The organism is Promicromonospora umidemergens, assembly GCF_024171995.1.
In the GTDB taxonomy this organism is placed as follows: Bacteria; Actinomycetota; Actinomycetes; order Actinomycetales; family Cellulomonadaceae; genus Promicromonospora; species Promicromonospora umidemergens.
The window spans coordinates 14052-36791 of the sequence record NZ_JAMTCT010000017.1 but is presented as its reverse complement, the minus strand read 5'-3'; the positions used below and the strand labels follow the sequence as shown (position 1 = coordinate 36791).

The window sequence follows — 22740 nt, the reverse complement described above, 5'->3', positions numbered from 1 at the left end:
GGCCGACAGGAGCCGACAGGAGCCGGCCGACCCCTACGGGCTGCACGCGACACGCCGACGGCGACGTGCACCCCGTAGGGGTCGGGACCGGGCACCTCTGCTCACCGGCTCACCCGCTGAGCCGCGACGTCGGCGAGGTGTCACGACCGACGGTCTGGCTGCCGTCGACGACCATGGCGTGACCCGTCGTGACCGATCCCAGGTCGGAGCACAGCCACAGCACGGCCGAGGCGATCTCCTCGGGACGGACCGACCGCCCGACCGGCTCCTGCACGGTCACCCGCTCGCTTCCCTCCGCCGTGCCACCGGAGGACCGGACCGACATCGGCGTCTCGACGATGCCCGGACAGACCGCGTTGACCCGGATCCCCTGCCCCGCGTAGTCGAGCGCTGCCGACCTCGTCAGCCCGATGACCGCATGCTTCGCCGCCGCGTAGGCGGCCTGACCCCGAAGACCTGTACCCACTGCCCCCGACGCGGTGTTGACGATCGCGCCCCCGCCGCTCGCACGCAGGAACGGGATCTCGTGCTTCATGCACAGGAACACGCCGCGCAGGTCGACGTCCAGGAGGCGGTCCCAGTCGGCGTCGTTGATCTCGGCAAGGGGCGCGGGCTGCTGCTCGATGTTGGCGTTGTTGAACGCGATGTCGAGGCGCCCGAACGTCTCGATCGTCTTCCCCAGAGCGGAGGCGACGTCCTCCCCGCTGGTCACGTCGCAGAACAGGGAGAGCACACGACCCCCGTGCACCGCCGCCAGCTGCTCGGTCTCCGCATTGCCCTCCTCGTCGATGCCGGTGACCACCACATCGGCACCCTCGGCCGCGAACGCCACCGCGGTCGCTCGCCCGACCCCACTGCTCGCACCGGTGATGAAGACAACTTTTTCCGCGAAACGCCCACTCCCGCAACCATTCGTCATGCCGTCAACGGTAGGTCGCCGCGGACCACGGCGCCTGGTCTCCGGACGCTCAGGTCACCCGGCTGACCTGAGCGTCCGGCGCGTCGGGGGACGCCTACTCCGGGGCCGGCCCCATGGCTCGCAGCAGCCTCCCCATCTCGCTGTAGGCCTTGTTGCGGTAGTCCACCAGCGCCTTGACCTGCTCCGGCGTGTAGTCCCGGGTGAGGCCCCTGCCGTTCTTCACGCCCTTGCGGTCGCCGTCCACGGCCTCCTTGATGAGGTTCGGCGTCGCGAGGCGCTCACCGAAGTTCTCCTCGAACGTCCGGAACCCGCCGGCGTACACGTCGAGCCCCGCCTGGTCCGCGATCGCGAACGGACCGAAGAAGCCCAGCCGGAAACCGAACGTCGTGCGCACGACGGTGTCGATGTCCTCCGGTGACGCGATGCCCTCCTCCGCGATCGACATCGCCTCCTTCAGGAGCACGTACTGGAGGCGGTTGAGGACGAACCCCGGTACGTCGGCGACGAGCGCGCCCTGCCGGCCGGCCCGGGCCAGCAGCTCCCGCACCACCGGCACGACCTCCGGGTCGGTCCGCTCGCTCAGGACGAGCTCGACCCCCGGGATGAACGGGGCCGGGTTGGAAAAGTGCACGGTGAGGAACCGCTCAGGGTTGGTCACCGCCGTGACCAGCACGCGCGCGGGGATCGTGGAGGTGTTGCTCCCGATGATCGAGTCCGCGCGCGCCGCTGCCGAGATCCGGCCGAGGACGTCGTGCTTGACCTCGATCGACTCGAACACCGCCTCCTCGACGAAGTCGACGTCCGCCACGGCCTCCTCGATCGATCCGGCGGTCCGCAGGTTGGCCCGGATCGTCTCGGTGGCACCGGCGTCGTAGAGCCCGTCGTCCTCGAACTGCCGCGCTTCGGCGAGCAGCCGCGCGTAGGCGGCCTCCGTCGCCTCGGTGGAGACGTCGGCGATCGTCACCGGCAGGCCGGCGAGCGCGAACGACTGCGCGATGCCGCCGCCCATGTATCCGGTCCCCACGACGGCGACGGAGCTGATGGTCGTGACCATGATGTCCTCTCTGACAGGTGTGCTTGATGAGTGGGCGGAAGGATCAGCCGCAGGACGCCGCTGCCTGCGCCGGGCCGCCGCCCGCGGCGCCGGCCTCGATCTCCCCGATCGCGGCGACCTTCGGCGCGGACGCCGAGCCAGGGTCGAACGTGTAGCCGAGCCACTCGCGGGCCAGCCTGCGGGCCAGCTCGAGGCCGACGACGCGCTGACCGAAGCAGAGCACCTGGGCGTCGTTGGACAGCACCGAGCGCTCGACCGAGAACGAGTCGTGCGCGGTCACGGCCCGGATGCCCGGCACCTTGTTCGCGGCGATCGCCACGCCAAGCCCGGTGCCGCAGACGAGCAGGGCGCGGTCCGCGTCCCCTGCCGCGACCAGACGCGCCGCCGAGGCCCCGACATGGGGATACGCGGTGTGCTCGTCGCTCGCCACACCGACGTCGACGACCGAGGCGACCCGCTCGTCCGCCTCCAGGTCTCTCTTCAGAGCCTCCTTGTACTCGTACCCGGCGTCGTCCGAGCCGATCACGAGCCGTAGACCGTCCGTCATCACGATTCCACCTTCGGGTCGACGGGCGCGGGGATGCCGAGCTCGGCACCCGCCTCGCCCAGGAGCAGGACGAGCGAGGTGGCCCCGGGGTCCGGGACCCCCAGGCTCTTGTCACCGAGCACGCGTGCGCGACCACGGCGCGCCGCGATGTTCTCGGTCGACGCCGCACCCGCGTGGGCCGCGAGCACGGTGTTCTGCCACGCCTCTGCGGGTGCGGCGCCCCGGGCGGCGGATGCGGCGAGCGCCTCGACCGCCGGGTGCAGCGCGTCGACGAGCGTCTTGTCGCCGACCCGCGCGCCGCCGACCGCCTGGATCTGGTCGCGTGCCGCGGTGATGCCCGCCACGAGGTGGTCGAGCGTGACCGGGGCGTCCGCAGGGAGCGCGTCGGCCAGCGCCAGCAGGCCCACGCCCCACAACGCCCCCGACGTCCCGCCGGCCCGGTCGGCCCAGGCGTCGGCCGCGCGGCGCAGCACGGACGGCGCGTCGCCTCCGGCTTCCACCGCGGCGTCGGCGGCGTCGACCGCCGCGTCGATCCCGCGGCGCATGCCCCGGCCGTGGTCGCCGTCGGCCGCTACCGCGTCGAGGTCGCCGAGCATCTGCTCGGCGTCGTGCAGCACGACCTGGGCGCGGCGCAGGAGGCGGGTCACGGTCTTGGCGGCGGCTGCGCCCTCCGCCGTTGCGGCCGGCGCGAGCTCGGTCTCCGCGTCGGACGCGATCTCGGCAGGCACGGACTCCGGCGCGGGCCGCCAGCCACCGTGCCGGAAGCCGGGTGTGTCGGCGGGCGCGAGCCACAACCGTTCCAGCTCGTCGTCGAGCCACGTGACGGTCAGCGAGCAGCCGGCCATGTCGAGGCTCGTCACGTACTCGCCGACAAGGGGGGCCACGAGCCGCACCCCGCGTTCGAGCAGGAGGTCGTGCACGCTGTCCCAGAGGACGAAGAGCTCCTCGTACTTGACGTTGCCGAGGCCGTTGAGCAGCACGGCGGCACGGCCGTCGGCGTCGGCCGGGCGCTCGGCGAGCACGCGGTCGACCAGCTCCGCGGCCAGCGCGGCGGCCGTCGGCAGCGGCTCCTCGCCGATGCCGGGCTCGCCGTGGATGCCGAGCCCCCACCCGACCTCGCCGGGCCGGAGGCTGAACAGCGGGTGGTCGTGGCCCGGCAGCGTGCACCCGCCGAACGCGACGCCGAACGACTGCGTGCGCTCGTTGGCCCGGGTGGCGGTCCGGTTCACCTCGGCCAGGTCGGCGCCCTCCTCGGCCGCCGCGCCGGCGAGCTTGAACACCACCAGGTCGCCGGCGACGCCGCGCCGCTCCCCCGCTCGCTCGGCGGGCGCGGACGCGACGTCGTCGGTCACCAGGAGGATGGTGACGTCGGTCCCCTGCGCCCGGAGCCGGCTCACCGCCGCGCCGAAGTTGAGCACGTCGCCCGCGTAGTTGCCGAAGGTCACGAACACGCCGGCGCCGGCGTCCGCCGCTCGGCAGACGTCGATGACCTGGCGCGTGGACGGGGACGTGAAGATGTCGCCGCAGACGGCCGCGTCGGCGAGGCCGTCGCCGACCAGCCCCGCGAAGGCCGGGTAGTGCCCGGAACCACCGCCGACGACGACGGCGACCTTGCCGGGCCGGGTGCCCTCCGCACGGGCGATGCCGCCGGGGACCGAGCGGAGCCTGCCTGGGTGGGCCTTGACGAGACCACGCAGGGCCTCGGCCACGAAGTCTTCCGGACGGTTGTGAACGTAGGTCATCTCACCTGCACCTTTGCTTGTGTGGACCGAAAACGATTCAGCGACTCAGCGATTCAGCGACCGGCGCCGCGGAGCACGCCCCGGATGTAGTCGCGGTTGATGGCGGCGACGCCCAGGCTGTCGGAGCCGTAGTGCTCGCACACGAAGACCCCCTCGAACCCGAGCTCCAACGCCCGGCGGATCACGGAGCGGTAGTTCACGACGCCCTGGACGAGCGGGGTCGGGTGGGTGGCGTACGAGCCCGTCGCCGGGTCCTCGTCCCGCGTGTAGTTCTTGATGTGCCAGAAGTTCGTCAGCGGCAGGACCTTCTCGAACATCGTCGGGATGTCCTCGATCGGCCGGTGCAGCCGCACCAGGTTGCCCAGGTCGGGGTTGAGACCGACGTTCTCCCGGTCGACGTCCTGCAGGAACCGGACCGCGAGGTCGGGCGTCCCGATGTACGTGTCCTCGTACATCTCCAGGCTGACCTGCACACCGAGCTCCCCGGCGTGGTCGGCGAGCTCACGGATGCGACGGACCGCCACCTCGGACGTCGCGGTGTCGGAGAGATCGTCGTGGTGCCCGTCGGCCAGCCAGAACCACAACGCCCGCTGCTGGGCGGGCGTGAGCGCCTGCATGAAACCGAAGTTGACGACCTCCGCACCGAGCTCCGGCGCACGATCGATGATCGTGTGGCCGAACCGCAGGTAGTCGTCCCCGTACCGCGCGTCGATCACGCTCCTGCGCGTGGTCGACACCGACGGGACGGACAGCCCCGCCTCCTTCAGTACCGTGCACAGCTCGCCGAAACGGGCATCGCTCAGCTCTCCGATCGACAGCCACGCATCGGTCGGGTCCACCTCGGTGAAGCCCAGGTCGGCGACCTGCTGCAGCTGGGAACGCCAGGACTCGGCCGGCGCGTCGACGTTGGGGGTGCCGTCCGCGGTCGTCGACCCGAAGGAAAGCATGTTGGCCGCGATGGGCCAGCTGTCGGCTGTGCGCATGTGATCTCCGTCGATCTGGGATGCCGGGTGGCATCTCGGTTGTCGTTCGGTGGTTCGTGTAGAACGTTTTCTGCCGCCGAGCAGGGGTCGCGTCGCCGCTTCCTCCCCCTGACCGCCGGCCCGGCGGGAGCCTAGGACCGGGTCCTTCTCACCAGGCCGGTCCGGGGCGGCGCCGTGGAGTCCCGGACGACGAGCGTGGTGGCGATCTCGATGTGGTGGGAGTCGACAGGGTTTCCGACGTGCAGCTGCCGGACCGTCAGCAGCGCCCGCCGGCCGATCTCCTCCAAGGGCTGGCGGACGGCGGTCAGCGGCGGGTTCGCCCAGGACGCGATCGGCGTGTCGTCGTACGCCACGAGGCTGACGTCTTCCGGCACCAGCAGACCCGTCCGGCGAGCCGCCTCGAGCACCCCCATCGCCTGTGCGTCGCTGCCCGCGAAGATCGCCGTCGGCGGACCGGGCCTGCGGAACCAGTCCTCCGCGACCTGCACCGCCTGGTCGTGGTCGAAGCGGATCGGGCGGACGAGGTCCGGCTCGACCTCCACGCCCTTCTGCCGGCAGTAGCTGAGGAACCCGTCCAGACGGGCCATCGCGCTGATGGACTCCGCGGGGCCTGCGATGACTCCGATGTGCTGGTGCCCGAGCCCGACCAGATGCTCGGCGGCGCTCCGTCCACCGAGCCAGTTCGTCGAACCGACGGACACCACGCCCGTCTGAGCGACGTCCAGCGGGTCGATCACCACGAGCGGGATGCGCGCACGCGCCAGGCTCCCGTAGACGTCCGGACCCAGGCCTGAGGTCAGCACGATGGCCCCGACGTGCTCGGCGGCGGCGAGGCGCTGCGCCCAGGCCGCGCTCGACTCCATCACCCCGCGCGCGGACCTGCGCCGCACCCGCCCGACGACCACATCGATGCCCAGCTCCTCCGCCGCGAGCACGACACCACGCAGGATCTGCGTCGCATAGGCGGTGTCGAGGATGTCGACCATGAGCTCGACCGTGCGCGCTGCGCCGGCACGCGACGGCCCCCGGTAGCCGAGCTCGGTGATCGCGGTCTCGACCCGTTCGCGCGTCCCCTCGGCGACGTCCGGCCGGCCGTTGACGACCTTGGACGCGGTGGCCGTCGACACGCCCGCCTGGGCGGCCACGGCGGAGAGCTTGGGGCGCACCGTCCCGGTCTTCTTCGTCAAGGCTGCCTCCTCGTTCCGACAGTTTTCTATCGCGAATCCCCGAAAATCACAAGGGCCGGCGAGGACGGGCCTGAGCGGGACCGAAACTTTTCGACTGCTCTCATCTACTGATCCCACCTGCTGGCCCCACCTGCTGGCCCACCTGCTGATCCACCTACGGAGTGCCGGAGGCCGTGTAGAGCGCCAGCTCCGGTGCCTGGCTCACGAACCACGGGGAGAACGCCCAGGGTGCCGCGCGGAGCGCGTCGCCCAGCGGACCCGGATCGGTCCACCGGGCCTCCATGACCTCGTCCGGGTTCGGCCGTGGCTCCTCGTCGGTGACCGCCAGGTAGACGGGGCACACCTCGTTCTCCACGATTCCCGTGGCGTCGGTGGCGCGATACCGGAACTCGGCCAGCGCGACGCGGACGCCGCGCACGGACAGGCCCAGCTCGTCCTGGCCGCGGCGGACGACGGCGTCCTCGATCGGCTCTCCCGGCTGCGGATGGCCGCAGAAGGAGTTGGTCCAGACGCCTGGCCAGGTGCGCTTGCTCAGGGCACGCCGTGTGACCAGCACCTGCCCTGCGGCGTTCAGCACGTGGCACGAGAACGCCAGGTGCAGCGGCGTGCTCTCGGAGTGCACGAGGTGCTTGAGCTCCGAGCCGATCGGTGTGCGGTCCTCGTCCAGCAGGACGACTCTTTCCGTCGTCATCCGTCCTCCTCCGTCGATTGAGCCAGCCTGGCTATCTTCGGGCATGAACGGCGTCCGCCAGGCATGCAGGCTGGAGCGGTCCGTCGGGGATCAGCGGGCCAGCCGCTCCACCACGGCGCCGTAGAGCCACGGCGCCCGCGCTGCCGCCGGCACGATGGCCCTGCGGGCAGGGCTGGAGGCCCAGGCGAGCAGCCCCGTGGTGAGGGCGCGGTAGTCCCGGGTCACCGTCCGCCACGCCCGCTCGTACGCGTCGGCGTCACCGAGGTGGCGGACCGCGGCGTCCGCCTGGGCGAGGCCCACGCGGACGCCTTCACCGGTCAGCGCGTCGACGTAGCCGGACGCGTCGCCGACGAGCCGCACGCGCCCCACGGAGCGCCGCCGCGACCGACGGCGCAGCGGACCGGCCCCGAGCAGCCGCCCGGCGCTCGTCGCGGTCGCGAGCCGTGCGCTGAGCTCGGGGAACTGCGTACGCAGCAGCGCGTCGAAGCCCACGCCGGACACCGTACGAGACCCGAGCAGTGCGACACCGACCACGCCGGCGGCGACCGGTGTCACATAGGCCTCCGCGTGCGGCGACCAGTGCACCTCGACGAGGTCGCTCCAGGGTGCGACCTCGAAGTGCCTGCGCAGCCCGTACCGGTTCCGCACCGGCCGGCCGCCGCGCTGTCCGGTGCGCTGGCCGGTGGGCTGTCCGGTGCGCTGTCCGGTGCGCTGGCCGGTGCCGGCGTCGAGACCCGCGAGCCGCCGGACCATGGAGTGCAGGCCGTCGCACCCGAGCACCCAGCCGGCGCGCAGCGTGACGGGAGCCCGCACCTCACTGATCTCGCCGATCTCGCCGGTCCGCGATCCGGGCACCACGTCGACCTCGACGCCCGCCGCGTCCTGCCGCAGGGCCGTGACCCTGCCGTGCACGAGCTGCGCGCCGACGGCGGCTGCGCGCTCCCCCAGTGCCTCGTGCAGCGCTGTGCGACGGACCCCTCGGCCGGGCCCTGCGGCGAACCGGTGGTCGGCGTGCCGACCAGGTGCCCGATAGCTGATCCCGGTCAGCGGATGGCCCGGCGGGTCGGCGCCGAGCGCCTGCACGGCCCGCAGCGCACCGGGAAGCAGACCCTCGCCGCAGGCCTTGTCCAACGTGCCCGTCCTCCGGTCCACGACCAGCACCTCGAGCCCGGCGGCCCGTGCGTGCACCGCCGCCGCGAGCCCGACCGGCCCGGCGCCCACCACCACGACGTCCGCGTCTCGCGAGCCTCCGCCGTCAGCCACGCTGCTCACCGCGTCCCGCGTGCGGCCGGCTGGAGCGCCCGGTCCTCCGCCGGGATGCGGAAGCGGGCGAGCAGCACCAGGTTCAGCGCTGTGAACGCAAGGGCCGTGACCCAGGAGGTGTGCACCAGCGGCAGCGCTACGCCCTCGAGCACCACGGCCACGTAGTTGGGGTGCCGCATCCACCGGTACGGGCCGGCCGACACGAGCGGCAGGCCGGGGACCACGATGATGCGGGTGTTCCAGCGGTGCCCGAGCGTGGCCACGCACCACCACCGCAGCGCCTGGCTCGCCAGCACGAGGACGAGCATCGGCCAGCCGAGCCACGGCAGGAACGGCCGATCGGCGAGCACCGCCTCGGCGACGCACGCCACGAGGAGCCCGCTGTGCAGGGCGACCATCGCCGGGAAGTGTCCCCGCCCGGTCTCGACACCGCCACGGGCGAACGACCACCGGGCGTTGCGGGCCGACACGACGAGCTCGGCGAGGCGCTCGACCGCCGTGGCACCCACGAGTGCGACATAGAACCAGAGCATCAGCGGCCCTCCAGCTGCAGCAGGACCAGCTCGCACGACACACCAGGGCCGAAGGCCATGAGCACCGCGAGCGAACCCGGTGGGGCTGCGGAGCGCGCGAGCGTCCTGGCCAGGACGTCGAGCACCGACGCCGACGAGAGGTTGCCGGCGTCGGCGAGACTCGCCCTGCTCTCCCCGACGGCGTCCTCGGACAGCCCGAGGGCGTCCCGCACGGCGTCGATCACCCGGGGCCCGCCCGCGTGCACCACCCAGGTGGGCACCTCCGACAGGGTGACGTCGTGCTCGGCGAGCAGGTCCTTCACGTCGGCGCGCAGGTGCGCACGCAGCAGGTCCGGCAGCCCGGCGGAGAGCACTATCGCGAACCCGGTGTCGCGCACCTCCCAGCCGAGCGCGGCAGTGGTGCCGGGGTACAGCACCGAGCGGGTGTCGACCACCCGGGCCGTGCGCCGCTGCCGGCCGGCCGCCAGGTCCGCCGACCGCGGCTGCGCCAGCGGATGCGTCGCACCGACGACGACGACGGCCGCCGCACCGTCACCGAACAGGCCGGAGGCCACCATGTTGGCCGTGGAGTCGTCGCCGTGCTGGAGCGTCAGGGAGCACAGCTCGACGGACACCAGGAGCGCCACGTCGCCGGGCCGGCCCCGCAGATGGTCGTGCACGCGGGCCAGCCCTCCGGCACCCCCCGCGCAGCCGAGGCCGAACGACGGCGTGCGCCGGACCCCGCTCCGCAGGCCGATCCGCTCCGAGAGCAGCACGTCCAGCGACGGCGCAGCCACCCCCGTCACCGAGGTGGCGAACACGTGGTCGACATCGCCCGGCTCCAGCCCGGCCGCGGCCAGCGCCCGCCGGGACGCCTCCTCGGCCAGCACGGCGCTCTCGCGCACGAAGACGGCGTTGGTGGCTCCCAGCGAGTGCAGGCCCGCGTACTCCTCGAGTGGCAGCACCAGGTGGCGGCGGCGCACGCCGGCACCCGCGTGCAGGCGGCGCAGCAGCGCGGTACGTGCCGGGTCCGGCGCCACCAGCGGCCCCACGACCTCCGTGATCACCTCCTGGGCGTACCCGTGCCCCGGCAGGACCGACTCGACCGCCACGACTCGCGACATTCATGCATCCTGACCCAGGACCCGCTCACCCGCGCGGGGAGGACGCGCCGCGACTAAAGTGCCGCCCATGGCGCCCCGCACGGAAGCCCGCAGGCTGGTCAGCGGGCTCGTGCGCGCGAGCCATGCCGCTCCGGCAGTCGTCGTGACGGGACTGGCCGCCGCGCTCGCGGCGGCCCTGGGCTCCGGATGGGGCACCGTGGCCCTGATCACCGTGGCGGTCGGCTCCGGCCAGCTCTCCGTCGGGTGGTCCAACGACTGGATCGACGCCGCGCGCGACGTCGCCGTCGGCCGCACCGACAAGCCGGTCGTGGCAGGGCTCCTCACCGCAGGCACCCTGCGCGACGCCGCGCTCGTAGCGGTCGCCGTGTGCGTCGCCACGTCGCTGGCCCTGGGGCTCGCGGCCGGGGCCGCCCACCTCGTCGCAGTGGCCGGCGCGTGGGCGTACAACGCCCGGCTCAAGCAGACCGTCTGGTCGTGGCTGCCCTATGCGCTCTCGTTCGCGCTGCTGGCGGTCGCCGTCGTGCTGGCGGCACCCGGGCCGCGCGTCCCGGCCGGCTGGGCGGTGGCAGCCGCGGCGCTGCTGGGTGTCGGCGCACATGTCGCGAACACCCTGCCCGACCTCGAGGACGATGCGGCGACGGGCGTGCGAGGGCTACCGCACCGGCTCGGTCGCAGGGCCTCCGGCGTGCTGGCCCCGAGCCTGCTCGTGGCCGCTGTCGCGGTGGTGGTCACCGGCCCGGCCGGTGCTCCGGGCCGCGCGGCCTGGATCGGCGGCACGATCGCCGTCGGCCTGGCTCTTGCCGCGGGCATCAGCACCGTCGCCCGGCCGCGCAGCCGCGCCCCGTTCGGCCTCAGCCTCGGGGTCGCCGTGGTCTGTGTGGTCCTGCTCGGCCTGACGGCGGCCGACATCGCGGTCGGCCCGTGACCGGGCCCCTGTGTGTGCTACCCGGTGTGTGCTACCCGGTGTGTGCGTCTACCCAGGGATCGGGCCCGGACTCGCGCTGAGTCCGGGCCCGATCCCTGGGTAGACGCGCACGGGACGGATCAGTACTGCCGCTGCGCCCCGGGCGTCGTGGTGTCGGCGTGCTTGCGCGGCCAGAGCGCGATGGCCAGGCCGGCCGCGACGCTCAAGATGTGCAGCCAGTTGTCCGCCACGTTGATGTTCAGGAAGTTGATGTCGGGGTTGTTGACCGCGAACAGGCCGTAGATGAACGCCGCACCGTACCCGACGACGAGCAGCCAGCCGAAGGTCCGTGCCCGGCCAGGGCTGGACCACATGGTGAGGCCGAGGATCCCGATCAGAAGGTGCACGATGTTGTGCAGGGGGTTGATCGCGAAGCCGAGCAGCGTCTGGTCGTGGTCGTGCTCGGTGAAGCCGTCGAATCCGGTCACGAAGAATCCAGCGATGCCCACCAGGAGATAGACAGCGCCGATCACGAGAGCGAGCCACTGGAATGGTGCCCGGGTACCTGTCGAGGACATGGGTTGCGCCATGATGCTTCTCCATTCGGTGTTGTTGTCATCTGCACGAACAGCTCCAGGAGGGCGTCGATCCTGGCTCCGTGCTGGGTCGCCTCGTTTCCGGACCGCTATGGCCTAGAACACGGAACTGGCCGATCCACGACAGCAGGAAGGACCCGGCCGGCCGTCACGATCCCGAAGGAGTACGCCGGTGGAACCGCGGACGGGACTTCGCTTCGTCAGCAGCGCTGTCACTCATGGCGACCTCCCTTCGAGCGGCCGACATCGCACCGCTCGGCGCCCGAGAGTCCCGCTCCTTGAGGCCCACGCCGGGGACGTCCGAAGACGTCTCTCCTGGTCACGGTAGGCCGGACGGAGACGGCTCGCACGGCGAGCCGCTGCTTCCGGCCCCGCCCGGACCGCGCGACCGGCGGCGGTACCCCTCACGACGCCGGGCTCCACCGTCGGATACCATCGGGACCGCGAACCGCCGCTCCCCCTTCGCGATCCCACCGGGGATGCGGCAAGACGAGATCCCACTCCTTGTGGCGACCGACGCGAAACCCTGGCTCGGCCACGGGTCACAAGGGTGCGGCGGAGAGGTACCAAGATGAGCACGGCTGACGCCGAGACCGCCCGATCGTGGCTTGCGCGGGCGAAGGTTCGCCAGACCGGGGACCTGACGTGGGTCGACGACGATCTCGGGTCGGAGCTGAGCGCCAACGACGTCGCGCTCGACTACTCGAGCTGGGTGTTCGACGACGCTGACCTGGAGGTCGCGCTGCGCTTTCGCATCGCGTTCGGTCTGATCGACCTGCTCGACGAGTACTGGACCACCCAGGAGATGCACTTCCCGTACTGCGGGAGCTCACGCGAGCAGCCTCCGGCGGAGCTGTGGGACGGATACCGGGACCGGCTGGAGGCGCCGCAGGTCAGCGAACAGGTCACCCAGTCGCTCTGGTACACCTGGTTCGAGTGCACCGACACGTCCGAGGAGGCGTTCGTGGCCCTGCTCGGCCACGACGTCGAGCTGCTGGAGGCGGGCGGCGTGGCAGGGGGCATGGGAGGCGGCGTGGCAGGAGGCGTGGCCGACGACGGGTTCCTCCGTCGGGCGGCCCGGGTGCTGACGGCCTCGGGTCCGGTCCGCTGGGGCGTGAAGGCGCGGGCCTACGAGGCCGCGTCCTCGATCGAGGCCCTCCGGCCGGCGGTCTTTCACGGGCTCCTGCGGAGCTACCACGACTACTTCGGTGACCTCGAACCCGGTCCGGCCCTCACGATCCTCGACGACCTGGGGCTCGCCCCGGGCACCGAGCACCTTGCCGAGCTCCGCACAGTGCTCGCTGCCGGGCACTCGAGCCACGTCGCGAACCCGGAGGTGTGGGCAGCCGCCCAGGGTCAGTAGACAGGCATCGTCTCGTCCACCTCGTGCGCCCAGGCGAGGATCCCGCCCGCGACCGACCGGGCATCGACCCCCGCGTCGCGCAGCCGCCGGGCCACGCGCGCGGACCGGGCCCCCGACTTGCACAGCACGTGCACCGGACGGCCAGCGGCCCGGACCACCACCTCGTCCACCGCCGCGGCCGCGCCGTCGCCCTCGAAGGTGCCCGATGGAGCCACCCGCGCCCCGGGCAGGGCGGCGAGCTCGACCTCCCACGGCTCGCGCACGTCGAGCACCACCGGCTCCGACCCGTCGGCGCGCAGCGCTGCCAGCTCCGCCACCGTGACCGTCGCACCGTCCGCCGACGGCAGCCCGCAGAACGCCACGTACGGGTCGGCGTCGCCGGTACCCGTCAGCAGCGCCGCGACCGGTTCCCTCGCGGGATCGGGGCCCACGGTGAGCTGCCGCCAGGTCAGGGCCAGGGCGTCGTACACGGCGAGGCGCCCGAGCAGGGTGTCCCCCGCCCCGGTGACGAGCTTGATCGCCTCGGTCGCCATGACCGAGCCGACGGTTCCGCACATCGCGCCCAGCACACCACCGGCCGCGCAGTCCGGGGAGGCGCCGGGCGGCGGCGGGGCCGGGAACACGTCCCGGTAGGTCACCCCGTCGACCCCGGCAGGTGGCGCGCCCCAGAACGTGGCGACCTGCCCCGTGAACCGGTAGATCGCACCCCAGACGCACGGGATGCCCAGCACCTCTGCGGCGTCCGACACGAGGTAGCGGGTAGCGAAGGCGTCCGTCCCGTCCAGCACCAGGTCGTAGCCGGACAGCACGTCGAGCGCGTTCGCCGTCGTCAGCCGCGCACGGTGCTCGACCACCTCGACGTGCGGGTTGACCTCCGCGACCGCCGCCCGAGCCGACGCCGTCTTGGGCAGCCCCAGGTCCGAGACGCCGTGCACCACCTGGCGCTGGAGGTTGGACGCCTCGACGACGTCGTCGTCCACGATCCCCAGCGTGCCGACGCCCGCAGCGGCGAGGTAGAGCAGGATCGGGCTGCCCAGGCCGCCCGCGCCCACCACCAGCACGCGCGCGTTCGCCAGCCGGCGCTGGCCCGCCGGGCCCACGCCGGGCAGGACGAGGTGCCGGGCATACCGGACGAGCTCGGCTCGGCTGAGCTCCCGGCCGGTCCCGACGAGCGGCGGCAGCGTGGTCACAGGGCCAGGTCCAGGTTGTCGCCGGCGCGGTTGTCGCCGACGCGCACCAGCCCGTCGGCCGGGGACGACGCGAGCGCCCGCTCCCGGCGCGGTGGCCGGCCGGCGCGCGCGGCGTCGTACCCCGCCTCCACGGCGAGCCGCATGGCCCTGGCCATGCGTACCGGGTCGGCGGCGCGCGTCACGGCGGTGGCGAGCAGGACGCCGTCGCACCCGAGCTCCATCGCCAGCGCGGCGTCCGAGGCCGTGCCGATGCCCGCGTCCAGGATCACCGGGACCGCCGATGCCGCGGCGATCGCCTCGATGTTGCGCGGGTTGGCGATCCCGAGCCCTGAGCCGATGGGTGAGCCGAGCGGCATGACCGCCGCGCAGCCCACGTCCTCCAGCCTGCGCGCGACGATCGGGTCGTCGTTCGTGTACGGCAGGACGGTGAAGCCGTCGTCGACCAGGGCCTTGGCCGCCTCGACCAGGCCGATCGCGTCGGGCAGGAGCGTGACGTCGTCGGCGATGACCTCCAGCTTGATCCAGTCGGTCTCGCACGCCTCCCGCGCGAGCTGGGCGGTGAGCACCGCCTCCCGCACGGAGAAGCAGCCGGCGGTGTTCGGCAGGGCGCGGATGCCCAGGCGGGCGAGCAGCCCCCAGACCGACGGGTCCCCGGCGCGGGCCGGGTCGTCCGACGGGCGGGGCCGGGACACCCGGCGCATCGCGACGGTCGTGAGCTCGGTGCCCGACGCCACGAGCGCGTCCTCCAGGGCGAGCAGGCTCGCCGCTCCTCCCGTCCCCATGACGAGGCGTGAGCTGAGCGGCGTGCCCGCGATGGTGAGCGGTGCGTCCTGGTTGAGTGTTGCGTCCTGCATGGTCAGCCTCCCTGCACGGCGGTGACGACCTCGACGCGGTCGCCGGGCCGGACGGTCGTGGTGCTCCAGGCACCGCGCGGCACGACGGCGTCGTCCAGCGCTACGGCGACGCCCTGCGGTGCGCCGTCGACCATGAGGCCGGGCAGGAGCCGGGCGACCAGGTCGATGACGGGCAGCTCGCCGTCGAGCCGGTACGGCTCACCGTTGACGACGGCGGTGCCTGCGGGCCCTTGGCGGATCTCTGGGGTCTCGCGGTGCGGGTGCTGCGTGGCCGGAGCGGTGGACGGAGCGGTGCTCATGCTGTGCCTCCTCGAGTCGTGCTGTACGTGTCGGCGAACCTGCGCGGGTCCGCGAACTGGTCGGCGGCTTCGACGGCCTCTTCGGCCTGCGAGCCGACCGGTGCCACCCCCAGCACCTGGTCGACGGCGGCGGCCGTCAGGGGCGTGAGCAGGATGCCGTTGCGGTGGTGCCCGGTGGCCAGGCAGAGGCCGTCGGCCGCCCGGCCCAGCAACGGCGCGTTGTCGGGGCTGCCGGGCCGGGACCGGGTGGTGGTCTCCACGAGCACGGCGTCGTCGAGCCCTGGCAGGAACGCGCGGGCGTCCCGCAGCAGGGCGAAGACGTCGCCGGCGCGCGTCAGGTGGTCGTCCTCGCGCTCGTCCGACGTCGCGCCCACGACAACCTCGCGCCGCCCGTCGGACCGCGGCGCGCGGGGCACCGCGTAGACGGGGCGCCCCTGCACGGTGCCCCGCACCACGACCGCCGGCGCCCGGTCGGCGGCGGCGTCCAGGCGCAGCGTCGTGCCGGGCACCGGCCGGGTGGGCGCGCCCGCGAACAGCGCCCCGCTCGCGTGGCCGGCGGCCAGGACCACCGTCCCGGCCGCGTACCCGTCGCCCGCCTCGTCGACCGCGCCGACCACCGCACCGTCCGCCACCATGCCGTCCCCCACCGCGCCCCCCGCCCACGTCAGCAACACCGCGGCGCGGCGGACGAGAGTCCCGCGCGCGGCGACGACGGCGAGCAGCGCCCCGTGCACCGCGCGGGGATCGACCCGGTGGTCGCGGGGTACCCACGCAGCGCCAGCCAACCGCTGCCCGATCGCGGGCTCGCGGCGGCGCGCGTCGTCGGCCGAGATCTCCGTCGAGCCGAGACCCCACTCGCGGTGCAGGGCGAGCATCCGGCGCATCGCGACCAGGTCGTCGCTGTCGTAGGCCACGGCGAGCGTGCCGGTCGTCTCCAGCCCGACGGCGCCCGGCGCCAGCCCCGCCGCGTGCTCGAGCGCCTCGGCGAACGCCGGCCAGAGAGCGAGCGAGGCGGTGCCCAGCCGGGCCTGCCCCGCTTCCCCGAAGCCCGCCTCCATGACGGGCGCGAGCATGCCCGCGGCGGCGTGGGTGGCGCCGTCGCCGGGTGACGGGTCCAGGACGACGACGCTCGCGCCGGCCTCCAGCGCACGCCAGGCGGCGGTCAGGCCGATGATGCCCCCGCCGATGACGAGGACGTCGCACGCACGACTGCTCACATGACTGCTCACGTGTTCTCCCTTCGCTGGCATGACCCAGATCAGGTTCGACGGTCGGCGCTCACGCCCTCTCAGCCCCGTGCGGGGCTCCCGTGCACCCGACAACCATATCCCCGTCCGAGAGGTGCCCCGACAAGGGCGTTGGCCCCAGCGGAGGCCGCCGTCTGCTCCGCCGTCTGCTCCGCCGTCTGCCTAGACTCGCGCTCGTGGACCCCCGAACCCGACTCGCCGACGCCCACCTGTACCTGTGCACGGACGCTCGCCAGGACACGGACGACCTCGAACCGTTCCTGCACTCGGCACTGGAGGGCGGTGTCGACGTCGTCCAGCTCCGGGACAAGTCCCTGGACGCGGCCCGCGAGGTCGAGCTGCACGCTCTCGTCGCCCGTGTGGCCGCCGAGCACGGCGCGCTCTGGGCGGTCAACGACCGGGCCGACATCGCGCAGCTCACCGGTGCGCCGGCGGTGCACATGGGCCAGGGCGACCTCCCGCCGCACGCGGTGCGGGCCCTGCTGGGCGACGGACCCGTCCTCGGCCGCTCCACCCACGGTCTGGACCAGGCGCTGGCCGCCGAGGCCGACCCGCGCGTCGACTACTTCTGCGTCGGGCCGCTGTGGGCCACCCCGACCAAGCCGGGCCGCCCCGCCGTCGGCCTGGACCTGCTGCGCGACGTCGCCGCCCACGAGCCGGCCACCCCCTGGTTCGCGATCGGCGGGGTCGACGCCAACCGACTCGATCAGGTGCTCGACGCCGGGGCACGGCGCGTCGTCGTCGTCCGTGCGATCACCCAGGCCGACGACCCCCGGGCCGCCGCGGCCGAGCTGCGCCGCCGGGTCACCTCGTCACCGTGACCGGCTCGGTCAGCTGGGCGCCTCCAGCTCTGCGACGTCCGCGGCACCGAGGGTGATACCGGCGCCGATGACGTTCTCGCGCAGGTGCGCCGCGGACGAGGTTCCCGGGATCAGCAGGATGTTGGGCGACCGCTGCAGCAGCCATGCCAGCGCCACCGACATCCGCGTGGAGCCCCGACGCGCCGCCACCGCCGAGAGCGCCGCTGACTGAAGCGGGCTGAACCCGCCGAGCGGCGAGTACGGCACGTAGGCGATGTTCTCGGCGGCGAGCCGGTCGATGAGCTCGTCGTCGTCCCGGTGCGCCAGGTTGTACAGGTTCTGCACGCTCACGATCGGCGCGATCGACTGAGCCTCCGTGACCTGTTCCGGTGTCACGTTGCTCAGGCCGAGGTGTCGGATGACGCCCTGCTGCTGCAGCTCGACGAGCGTCTCGAACGGTTCGGCGAGCGAGCCCGCCTCGCGGTCCATACCGGCGCCGAGACGTAGCTGGACCAGGTCAAGGGTGTCGAGCCCGAGGCTCTTGCGGTCGGACTCGATCTGTTCGCGCAGCTGGTCGGGCTGACGCGCCACCGGCCATCCGCCGTGCTCGTCACGGGTCGCTCCGGCCTTCGTGATCACGTGCAGCGACTCGGGGTACGGGTGCAGGGCCTCTCGGATGAGCTCGTTGGTGACGAGCGGGCCGTAGGCACCCGCGGTGTCGATGTTGGTGATCCCGAGGTCGACGGCCTCTCGGAGGACGGCAAGGGCTCCGTCACGGTCGGCGGGCGGACCCAGCACACCGGGTCCGGTGAGCTGCATGGCACCGTAGCCGAACCGGGTGACCGTCATGTCGCCGAGGGACCAGGTGCCGCCGGGAAGGGAAGGAGAGGGCTTGCTCAACGGTGCGCCTTTCGTCAGGACGCGGGGGTGCGCCTGGGCCCATGGTGCGTACGCGAGGACGACGCCGTCCAAGACCGGTCCGGTCCGGACTCATACCCCAGGGGTATCAGGGATACCCTGCGGTCGTGGACGGACTTGAGACTCGCGAGCTGAGGTACTTCGTCACGGTGGCGGAGGAGCTGCACTTCGGCCGCGCCGCCGAGCGCCTGAACATGGCCCAGCCGCCGCTGTCCCGCGCCATCCAGCAGGTGGAGCGCCGCCTCGGCGTCGTGCTCCTGGACCGGGACCGTCGGGGTGTCTCGCTCACCGCCGCAGGTGAGGTGATGCTGGTGGAGGCCCGGCTCGCGCTCGACGCCGTCGAAGCCGTAGCACGGCGTACCCGTCGCGCGGCGGCGGCGCAGCCGGCCCTGGTGCTCACCACGAAGGCAGGCGCCTCCCACGAGCTGCTGAAGGCGCTTCTGGACGCCTACGCCGCCCGGCCCGGCGCCGTCGAGGTCGAGGTGCTGCTGTGCGAGATCGGTGGACAGGCGCGGCTCCTGCGCAACGGCCGCGCCGACGTGGCGATCATGCACGCACCGTTCGACGTGATGACCGGGCTGGACAGCGCTCAGATCATGACGGAGGGCCAGGTCGCCATCGTGCCGGCGGCGCATCCGCTGGCGCGGCGCCCGAGCCTGACGATGGCCGAGGTGAGCGACGTCCCCGACCTGCCGATCGCCCGGTGGCCGCGCCACGACGGCACCTACCCGCCCGGACCAGGGCCCGAGGTCCACAGCCAGTCCCAGCTGGCACAGCTCGTTGCCCTCGGACGGACGCTGCTGGTCATTCCGTACTCCAGCCGTGCCTGGCAGTGGCCGGAGCACGTCTCCGTGCCCGTCCACGACGCCCCGTTGGCCACGACGATCCTCGCCTGGCCCGCCGGCGCCCGGTCCGCGGCACTCGCCGAGCTGGTGGAGACAGCCGAACACCTGAGTCAGGGCGAGTCCCTTGCTCGATGACACGGCCAGGGAGCTCGACTCGATGAGATCGGTCGCTTGGGATGAGATCGGTCAATCAAGCGACCGATCTCGTCCCGAGCGACCGAAGTCAACCTTGTCGGGGACCGCGCCTACTGGCCCGTGAACACGAACTGCGAGCCCGGCTCCTTCTCGATGTCCCCCTCACCCGAGTTCGTGACCGTCACGTCCGACAGGATCGCGTTGCCGCGAGCGCCGCCCATCGCGAGGATGCCGGAGCCGTTGTTGGACCTGTCGATCCGCACGTCGGTGATCCGGACGTCGGGCATGTTGCCGCCGCCGTTCTTGAACTGGATGCCATCGTAGGTGGAGTCGACGATGTCCGTGTCGCGGATGGTGACGCCGACGATGTCGTGCGTCTGCGGGAAGATCGTGATGGCACCGAACTCCTGGTCCTCGTTCCAGAACGCACCGCCGGTGCGGTAGAGGCCGTTGTTGGCGATGAGCGTCGTCCCCGAGAACGGCAGGGGGCTGTGATCGGTCGCCAGCATGATGCCGGGGTAGTTCATCGTGTCGGAGATCAGGTTGTTCTCGATGCTGTTGTCGTAGCCGCCGTAGATCGCGATGCCGTTGGCGCGCCACGGCAGCTGCACCGTGTTGTTGCGGAACGTGTTGTCGTGCCCGATGTCGACCGCCGGGTCCTTGACGTAGGGGTTGGCCCAGACGGCGAGCGCGTCGTCGCCGGTGTTGCGCAGCGACGAGTTGAGCACGGTGGAGTTGCGGGTGCCGTTGCTGAAGTTGACGCCGTCCGCGTAGGTGTTGCGGATGCGCATCCCGCTGAGCTGGAGCCCGTCGGCCGGACCCCAGAGCTCGGGGATGTTCGAGTAGTCGCGGCCGACCCACACCCCGACGTTCGCGTGCTCGATCCACACGTTGTCGATCTTCGTGTCCTGGCCGAACCGGCCGTTGAGGCCGACGCCGCCCTCCTGCTGACCGTTGTTGCCGCGAATGTCGCCGGAGCCGAAGATCGCGATGTCGGAGATCTGGACGTTGTCGTCGATGTCGAACCCGAAGTTGCCCTCGTGCGGGTGGTTGATGACGCCAGGCGCGAGGTGCGGCTTGAGGAGGCTGTAGAGCTGAGAGTGCCACATGCCGGCGCCGCGGATCGTGACGTCGCTGATGCCCACCTGGTTGTGCGTGCCGCGGTCGAGCGGGTCGTCCGTGAGGATCTTCTTCTCCTGGCGCCACTGCCCCGCCGGGATCCACACGCAGTCGATGTCGCCGTTCTGGTCGGCGGTGACGGCGTCCTGGATCGCTTCCGTGTCCTCCTGGCCGTCGTCGGGCACCGCGCCGTACTCGGTGATGGACGTGCACCGGGCAGGCTTCGCCGCGGGCGGTGCGACCTGCTCGAGCTCGACCATGTCGATCACGTAGAACTCCGCGTCGTCGCCGGCGTCGCGCTGGAGCCGGAACACCGTGCCCGCCGGGAACGACCGGTCGAGGAGCGCGTGCGACTCGTCGAAGAGCCGGCGGGCGTCACCGCCCGGGGTGTTGGTGAGGCCCTCCGGGTCGTCGGTGGTCCCGTACAGCCACGAGTGCTTCGACGACAACGTCAGCTTCTGCACGAGCTCGCCGTCCGCGTACAGGCTGATCGTCTTCTCCTGGCCGCCGCCGCCGGGTGCGTCGGGGATCGAGCTGCGTACCACTATCGAGTTGGTCGGGTTGGTGGACGTGAGCTCGACGTGCTGGCCTGTACTGTTCAGCCGCACCGACTCGCGGCCCGACGACTCGGTCGCGAAGTTGGTGTGCCCGAACGTGCGCAGCGGGTCGGTCTCCAGGAGCTCGCCGGTGTACTGGCCGTCCTCCGCCTCGTAGGTCGTGTATGGGACGGCGGCGCCGCGCCCCACGGTCACCGCGAGCCTGCCGGTGTTGTTGTCCTCGTTCGTCTCGTCGACGACGTCGGTCGCGTCGGCCGTCGCCGTCACCGTGACCCCGCCGTTCGTCGCGGTCCACGACCCGTCCGGGGTGACGTCGACGGTCTCGCCGGCGGGTACGGCCGGCGTCGTGCCGTTCAGCGTGCTCGGACCGGCCACGACGCGCGTCACCGAACCGGCCGGGGCCGGCTCGTTCCCGCGGTTGCGCACCCGGACCGTGAAGGAGACGTCCGCGTCGACGGCCGGGTTGGCCGGGTCGGAGGACACGGAGACGACCTCGAGGTCGGGCCCGGGCGCCTCGCCGACGACGAGCTTCGTCTCCGCCGTGAAGGCGTTGTCGGTCTCGTCCTGCTCGGCCACCGTGTCCGCCGGGTCCACGAGCGCGCCCACCGTGTACTCCCCCGCGGGGCGGGTTCCCGCCTCGACCTCCACCTGGGCGCTCGCGCCGGGCTCGAGGGCCGCGACGTCCGCCGAGCCCACGGTGGTGCCGCCGATCCGCGCGTCGAGCGCCGTGTCCGACGACGCCCGGTCGCCCGTGTTCTCGACCGTCGCCGTGAGAGTCACGGGGGTGGTCGCCGTGGGTGACTCCGGGGTGGCCGTCACCGCGGTGACGGTGAGGTTCGGGTTCGGCGCCGGTTCGCCGTAGACCTCGAGCTCGGCGACCTGGCCGTTGCCGGCGCCGGTGTTGGCCGTGAAGCGCAGCCGCACGTCGGTGACCGTCCCGGTCACCGGGACGTCCACCAGGTTGCCGGTCCCGGGCGCGAACGCGTGCGCCGCGGAGGCTTCGAGCTCTCGCCACGGGTCGCCGCCGGACCGCCCCCAGACGGAGAACGTCTGCGTGCGCGGGCTCCACGCGCCGTCGGGGTTCAGCCGCACGCGCACGCTGCTGAGCTGCGTGGGCGCGGCCAGCGAGACGTCGATCGTCGACGGGTACTGCCCGCCCGCACCCTCCCAGTACGTCTCGGTCCGCCCGTCCACGGCGTTCGCCGCGCCGTACGTCCACTCGGTCGACGACGCCGCCGCCGGCCGGTCCTGCGCGTAGTTGGTGCCGGTCGGGTCGGTCGGCGGATCGGTCGGCGGATCGGTCGGCGGATCGGTCGGTGGGTCGGTCGGGTCGCCGCCGCCCGTCGGGGTACCCCAGACCTGCAGCTCGGAGACCTGGCCGTTGCCCGCACCGGTGTTGGCGGTGAACGCGAGGCGGATCTCGTCGGCCTCCGCGTTCAGCGGGATCTCGACCTGGTTGCCGCTCGCGGGGTCGAAGCCGTAGTCCGCCGAGGCCTCGAGGGTGCGGAACGACGACTCGCCGTCGGACCGGCCGAGCACGCTGAACGTCTGCGTGCGCGGCGCCCACACCGCCGGCGGCGGCAGCGTGACGACGACGCGCTCGACGTCGGCCTGCTCGCCGAGGTCGACCGTGAGGTGCGCCGGGTACTGGCCGCCCCCGCCCTCCCAGTACGAGCTCGTGCTGCCGTCGTTCGCGTTGCCGGCGACGTACGCCTGCGTCGCCGACGACGCGGCGATCGGCTTGCCGAGCGCGAGGTTGGTGGCGTCCGCCGCATGCGCGACGGCGACCACGCCGAGCGGCACGACGAGCGCCACCGCCGCGCCCGCCACGACCGTGTGCTTCCAGGGGATTCTCATGAACGTCCTCGTTCTGGGTCGGGTCGACGCCACC

The 22740-nt window shown here is 72.7% G+C and carries 21 protein-coding genes and 1 riboswitch; of the genes, 4 read left to right on the top strand and 17 right to left on the bottom strand.

Annotated features, from left to right (window positions below; all coding sequences use genetic code 11):
* Positions 1–109 precede the first annotated feature (109 nt).
* The 10 genes from APR04_RS22115 to APR04_RS22070 form a co-directional block, all read right to left on the bottom strand.
* Entirely contained in the window at positions 110–919 is an 810-nt protein-coding gene (locus APR04_RS22115; RefSeq protein ID WP_253874354.1) for an SDR family oxidoreductase, read from the bottom strand.
* 94 nt (positions 920–1013) lie between these two features.
* Positions 1014–1973 (bottom strand): 3-hydroxyacyl-CoA dehydrogenase family protein, encoded by a 960-nt coding sequence (locus APR04_RS22110; protein WP_253874352.1) that lies wholly within the window; start codon positions 1971–1973, stop codon positions 1014–1016.
* 43 nt (positions 1974–2016) lie between these two features.
* The gene (locus tag APR04_RS22105; RefSeq protein ID WP_253874350.1) at positions 2017–2520 is read right to left on the bottom strand and encodes a ribose-5-phosphate isomerase; all 504 of its coding nucleotides are present in this window, start codon (positions 2518–2520) and stop codon (positions 2017–2019) included.
* Positions 2520–4262, bottom strand: a complete 1743-nt coding sequence (locus APR04_RS22100; protein ID WP_253874348.1) for a dihydroxyacetone kinase family protein — start codon at positions 4260–4262, stop codon at positions 2520–2522. Before APR04_RS22100 ends, APR04_RS22105 begins: the two co-directional genes overlap by 1 nt.
* A gap of 53 nt (positions 4263–4315) precedes the next feature.
* Positions 4316–5245, bottom strand: a complete 930-nt coding sequence (locus tag APR04_RS22095; RefSeq protein ID WP_253874346.1) for a sugar phosphate isomerase/epimerase family protein — start codon at positions 5243–5245, stop codon at positions 4316–4318.
* 131 nt (positions 5246–5376) lie between these two features.
* A complete protein-coding gene (locus tag APR04_RS22090; RefSeq protein ID WP_253874337.1) occupies positions 5377–6432 on the bottom strand; it encodes a LacI family DNA-binding transcriptional regulator in 1056 nt (351 codons plus the stop codon).
* 154 nt (positions 6433–6586) lie between these two features.
* Complete coding sequence (idi, locus tag APR04_RS22085) at positions 6587–7123, bottom strand: isopentenyl-diphosphate Delta-isomerase (protein WP_253874335.1); 537 nt, start codon at positions 7121–7123, stop codon at positions 6587–6589.
* A 90-nt stretch (positions 7124–7213) separates the two neighbouring features.
* Positions 7214–8386 carry an NAD(P)/FAD-dependent oxidoreductase gene (locus APR04_RS22080; RefSeq protein WP_372496156.1) on the bottom strand — a complete coding sequence of 391 codons (1173 nt, stop codon included), beginning with the start codon at positions 8384–8386 and terminating at the stop codon, positions 7214–7216.
* Positions 8387–8391: 5 nt separating this feature from the next.
* Positions 8392–8919 carry an isoprenylcysteine carboxyl methyltransferase family protein gene (locus tag APR04_RS22075; protein ID WP_253874330.1) on the bottom strand — a complete coding sequence of 176 codons (528 nt, stop codon included), beginning with the start codon at positions 8917–8919 and terminating at the stop codon, positions 8392–8394.
* Complete coding sequence (locus APR04_RS22070) at positions 8919–10022, bottom strand: type III polyketide synthase (protein ID WP_253874328.1); 1104 nt, start codon at positions 10020–10022, stop codon at positions 8919–8921. Before APR04_RS22070 ends, APR04_RS22075 begins: the two co-directional genes overlap by 1 nt.
* A gap of 67 nt (positions 10023–10089) precedes the next feature.
* On the opposite strand from APR04_RS22070, the gene APR04_RS22065 reads away from it, so the two are divergent.
* Entirely contained in the window at positions 10090–10947 is an 858-nt protein-coding gene (locus APR04_RS22065; protein WP_253874326.1) for a UbiA family prenyltransferase, read from the top strand.
* Positions 10948–11066: 119 nt separating this feature from the next.
* Here the strand turns inward: APR04_RS22065 and APR04_RS22060 are convergent, their stop codons facing one another.
* Positions 11067–11516 carry a DUF4383 domain-containing protein gene (locus APR04_RS22060; protein ID WP_253874324.1) on the bottom strand — a complete coding sequence of 150 codons (450 nt, stop codon included), beginning with the start codon at positions 11514–11516 and terminating at the stop codon, positions 11067–11069.
* Between the two features lie 577 nt (positions 11517–12093).
* Here APR04_RS22060 and APR04_RS22055 point away from each other — a divergent pair.
* Positions 12094–12885 carry a hypothetical protein gene (locus tag APR04_RS22055; protein WP_253874322.1) on the top strand — a complete coding sequence of 264 codons (792 nt, stop codon included), beginning with the start codon at positions 12094–12096 and terminating at the stop codon, positions 12883–12885.
* On the opposite strand, the gene APR04_RS22050 is transcribed toward APR04_RS22055, so the two are convergent.
* The 4 genes from APR04_RS22050 to thiO form a co-directional block, all read right to left on the bottom strand.
* Positions 12879–14075, bottom strand: coding sequence for a ThiF family adenylyltransferase (locus tag APR04_RS22050; protein WP_253874320.1), 1197 nt, complete (start codon positions 14073–14075; stop codon positions 12879–12881). The genes APR04_RS22055 and APR04_RS22050 overlap by 7 nt on opposite strands.
* A complete protein-coding gene (locus APR04_RS22045) occupies positions 14072–14929 on the bottom strand; it encodes a thiazole synthase (protein ID WP_253874318.1) in 858 nt (285 codons plus the stop codon). Before APR04_RS22045 ends, APR04_RS22050 begins: the two co-directional genes overlap by 4 nt.
* A 2-nt stretch (positions 14930–14931) precedes the next feature.
* Positions 14932–15228, bottom strand: coding sequence for a sulfur carrier protein ThiS (thiS, locus tag APR04_RS22040; protein ID WP_308292385.1), 297 nt, complete (start codon positions 15226–15228; stop codon positions 14932–14934).
* A complete protein-coding gene (gene thiO, locus APR04_RS22035; RefSeq protein WP_253874316.1) occupies positions 15225–16457 on the bottom strand; it encodes a glycine oxidase ThiO in 1233 nt (410 codons plus the stop codon). The genes thiS and thiO overlap by 4 nt, the downstream gene beginning before the upstream one ends.
* A riboswitch (TPP riboswitch) is annotated at positions 16447–16549 on the bottom strand. Its footprint overlaps the gene before it by 11 nt.
* Positions 16550–16651: 102 nt before the next feature.
* On the opposite strand from thiO, the gene thiE reads away from it, so the two are divergent.
* Complete coding sequence (thiE, locus tag APR04_RS22030) at positions 16652–17296, top strand: thiamine phosphate synthase (RefSeq protein WP_253874314.1); 645 nt, start codon at positions 16652–16654, stop codon at positions 17294–17296.
* A gap of 9 nt (positions 17297–17305) precedes the next feature.
* Here the strand turns inward: thiE and APR04_RS22025 are convergent, their stop codons facing one another.
* The gene (locus APR04_RS22025) at positions 17306–18175 is read right to left on the bottom strand and encodes an oxidoreductase (RefSeq protein ID WP_301312840.1); all 870 of its coding nucleotides are present in this window, start codon (positions 18173–18175) and stop codon (positions 17306–17308) included.
* Between the two features lie 125 nt (positions 18176–18300).
* Here APR04_RS22025 and APR04_RS22020 point away from each other — a divergent pair, with 125 nt between their 5' ends.
* Positions 18301–19173 (top strand): LysR family transcriptional regulator, encoded by an 873-nt coding sequence (locus tag APR04_RS22020; protein ID WP_253874312.1) that lies wholly within the window; start codon positions 18301–18303, stop codon positions 19171–19173.
* 110 nt (positions 19174–19283) lie between these two features.
* Here the strand turns inward: APR04_RS22020 and APR04_RS22015 are convergent, their stop codons facing one another.
* Positions 19284–22706, bottom strand: a complete 3423-nt coding sequence (locus tag APR04_RS22015) for a CARDB domain-containing protein (protein ID WP_253874310.1) — start codon at positions 22704–22706, stop codon at positions 19284–19286.
* Positions 22707–22740 lie beyond the last annotated feature (34 nt).